Origin of the sequence: Corallococcus sp. CA041A (genome assembly GCF_003612075.1) — a bacterium.
Lineage (GTDB): Bacteria > Myxococcota > Myxococcia > Myxococcales > Myxococcaceae > Corallococcus > Corallococcus exiguus.
In genome coordinates this window covers 1-401 of record NZ_RAWF01000739.1, presented here as the reverse complement: position 1 = coordinate 401, position 401 = coordinate 1, and the positions used below count along the sequence as shown (strand labels likewise).

Here is a 401-nt window from a genome sequence, read left to right as displayed (position 1 = left end):
CTTCGATGGCGTAAAAAGAGACGAAGTAGGGAGTGGGATTTATCACCGTCAGCCGACCGCCGGACTGGCTAAACTTCAGCTGCTGCCAGGCCTTTGCCGGGTCGCCCGCCAGGTCGTTGGGGCGATAGAAGATTTTGAATTTCGATTTAATATTCACCTGCAGCTTATTCACCTCGCCCTGAGGCGTCGGGGCGATACTTTTGACGTTCAGCCAGAAGACCGATTCACGGTCGCGGGGCAGCGAGGCGCCAATAAAGTTAATCCGCAGAACGTTATTTTGCTCCGGATCGAGACGGAACAAGGGCGGCGTTACAATGAAGGGCACCCTGGCCTTATCGTTTTCCGCGTAATTTTCCACCCACGACTGCACCAGATAGGGCGTATGGGTATCGGCATTGGTG

Annotated in this window: 1 protein-coding gene; it reads right to left on the bottom strand. The window is 54.6% G+C overall.

Annotated features, from left to right (window positions below; genetic code table 11):
• Positions 1-401, bottom strand: a 401-nt coding sequence (locus tag D7V77_RS42890; protein ID WP_147452403.1) for a molecular chaperone, incomplete at both ends; no start/stop codon positions are given.